Raw genomic sequence first — 2,543 nt, forward strand, 5'->3', positions numbered from 1 at the left:
ATGTTAATGGGTGCCGGGCCATTCAGTTCCACTCCACTCCGACGGACCGCGGCACCGGACGTAACCAATACGATCTGCATGTGCACGACAACATCATTCACGATGTTGTATGCAATGGCATAAATTTCGCGACCATAGATCCGTCCCGAGGAACGGTGGAAGCCTATAACAATCTTTTCTATAACGTCGGTCAGGGACCGGATCCGCCCGATGGGGGTTCCAACTATTCGTGTATCTACGTTCAAGGCGGCGCAAACTACGGTACGACAGGGACCGGTACGGTCGAAATCTATAACAATACGATGTACCGATGCGGTGGCCGCCGCAACATGGACTCAGGCGCTATCTCTTTTTCGCGGGGATCTCCAGGGCAGACCGTTCGTCTGCGAAATAACCTGATCGTTCTCGATTCGAAGGTTCCTCTGTTTTCACCAAATAGCACATCGGCGCCGATGCTAGCGGAGTCAAACCTGGTCTGGTGGCTCAATGGAGCGGCCTCCTCACCGACCTATGCAGGCTTCACGATTGCAAATCCGTTACTGCGCGATCCTGCACACGGCGACTTTGCACCAGCCTCCGGAAGCCCCGCCATTGGCAAGGGCACGTTATTGGACTTGACGTGGAACCTGCTGGGGCAACCGCGAGAGAAAGGCCACCTAGATATCGGCGCTTACTGACGTAAGGTTTCTGGGCGCGGCACCATGTTTAAACAAGGCCTCGTCCATCAGGTTCTCGAACCGATGTACCGCATTGTTCACATCAAAGTTAGCTGCCCATTCCACTGCCTGTTGCCCCAGGCGGGTGCGCAGCTCGTCATTTTCCATCAGGATGGAGATCGCAGCGGCAATCTCATATACCGATTCACCATCCACTCGAAATCCTGTCTTACCGTGCGCGATCGCGTCCGCAGTACCGCCGGCCTCGCCTCCAATTACCGGCAAACCGCACGCATTCGCTTCCAGGAAGACGACACCGAATCCTTCCGTATCACCATTGATCTCCCGGTTGGGCTGCACAAACACGTCTGCACTCTCATAGAGTCCGGGGAGATCCTCGTCTGGAACGAAGCCGAGAAACTCGACATACTCTGTAAGGTCCAGCTCTTTCACGAGCTGAACCAGGGCATCGCGTTCAGGCCCCTTGCCTCCGATCACATATCGCCATGACGGAGATAGTTTCTCTTGCCGCCTTAAAACTTCAAGCCCGCGAAGCACCTGATCGATTCCCTTCCGCTTCTCCAGCCTTGCCACTGTCAAAAGCACGGTCTTCTCTTGCCAACCGTAACCGGCGCGCAGTTCGGCGCGCTTCCCAGAGATATGGAAGCGATTGAGGTCGATGAAGTTGGAAAGGATCTTTAATTTTTCCACGGGAGCTCCTGTCATTCGAGATACCAGGTGTGCCGTATAGCTGCTTACCGAAAGATTCATATCGGCTCGTCGAATACAGCGATGTTGCCAATAATGCATATAGGGGCCGTAACGTTGTTTCGCCAGCGCGTCCCATTCCTGCAATGCCGCCAGTGACACATTGGATCGATCGCCGACGACAACCACTCTGTACCGTTTTAGCCGTGTCAGCAGACCGAGATAAATCTGAACGGCACCGCCGTGATATGCGGGGGCAAAATATGGAGCGGCAAAGAGCAGCAGAGGATGTTTTGACTTCGTCATACAGTCACCTCCGGCGCTTCCGCGATTTCTTTCACGGCTCTCTGTTTTACGACGACAGCCGACACTCCCATGACGGTCGCTCCGGCGGGAACGTCACGATTGACCAGCGAATTCGCTGCAATCCTGGCTCCGTCTTCTACACGGATTGGACCAATCAGAACTGCGTTCGTACCGCCGTAGACATTGTTTCCAAGTTTGGGAGCTCCTTGCGAGCCGGCGCCTCGGGTACCCAGCGTGACATGATGCGCGATGTCACGATGCCGCCCTATTACGACTTCGGGATGTAAGGTCTGCAAAAACGCCTCGATCCAGGTGGCCCCAATCAGATGGAGAGGCTTTCCCAGGCACCTAACAAGCAGGTTCCGGTCCGGGCTATATACCCAACGTCCCAGGCGGTACCAGAAAATGCACCAAACCGCAGGATTGAAGAGGATTCGCCGGTAAGACTCTCCATAGGCGCGATATCGCCCTAGATCTTCTTTGAACTCTGTGACCAATGCAGCATCCAGCTCGTTGAGGCAACGGACTGGCCCCCGATTGTCTCCGAGCACGTCGCAGGCCATTTACTGCGCTCATGGATCGGAATTTTTTTCCGGGACAGGGATTAAATCTCCGGGAACCAGGTAAAAGAGAAACGAAAAATCAATGACTTAGGCGCTTGGCATTAGCGGAGACAAGATTGCAAGCCTTTGCACACGTTCACCAAGTCGGGCTCCATTCGACATATTTTTTTCACCCCACCTTTTTCAGGGAGACGAGCGCGTGCTCAAGGAAATTTCTGTTTGCTTCAAAGGAACTACTCAACATCGAACCGCATCTTGCGCCCGTTCTTTCGGGTTTCCTCTACTCCTCTTCAGTCTGACGCTGCTCCTC

Annotated in this window: 2 protein-coding genes and 1 pseudogene; 1 reads left to right on the forward strand and 2 read right to left on the reverse strand. The window is 54.2% G+C overall.

What is annotated here, in order from left to right; translation table 11 throughout:
- Nucleotides 1-677: pseudogene (locus tag AB4043_RS25310) on the forward strand (hypothetical protein); the annotation flags it as partial.
- Here AB4043_RS25310 and AB4043_RS25315 read toward each other — a convergent pair.
- Together AB4043_RS25315 and AB4043_RS25320 are read right to left on the reverse strand one after the other, a co-directional pair.
- Nucleotides 657-1,670: a glycosyltransferase family 4 protein gene (locus tag AB4043_RS25315; RefSeq protein ID WP_442308502.1), complete on the reverse strand. Its 1,014-nt coding sequence runs from the start codon at nt 1,668-1,670 to the stop codon at nt 657-659. The pseudogene AB4043_RS25310 and the gene AB4043_RS25315 overlap by 21 nt on opposite strands.
- Entirely contained in the window at nt 1,667-2,233 is a 567-nt protein-coding gene (locus tag AB4043_RS25320; protein WP_442299038.1) for a serine O-acetyltransferase, read from the reverse strand. Before AB4043_RS25320 ends, AB4043_RS25315 begins: the two co-directional genes overlap by 4 nt.
- Nucleotides 2,234-2,543 lie beyond the last annotated feature (310 nt).

Origin of the sequence: Terriglobus sp. YAF25 (assembly GCF_052113305.1) — a bacterium.
In the GTDB taxonomy this organism is placed as follows: domain Bacteria; phylum Acidobacteriota; class Terriglobia; order Terriglobales; family Acidobacteriaceae; genus Terriglobus.

Coding starts and splice junctions, on each gene's coding strand:
- AB4043_RS25315 (WP_442308502.1), bottom strand. CDS start 1,670: ATGACGAAGTCAAAACATCCTCTGCTGCTCTTTGCCGCTCCATATTTT.
- AB4043_RS25320 (WP_442299038.1), bottom strand. CDS start 2,233: ATGGCCTGCGACGTGCTCGGAGACAATCGGGGGCCAGTCCGTTGCCTC.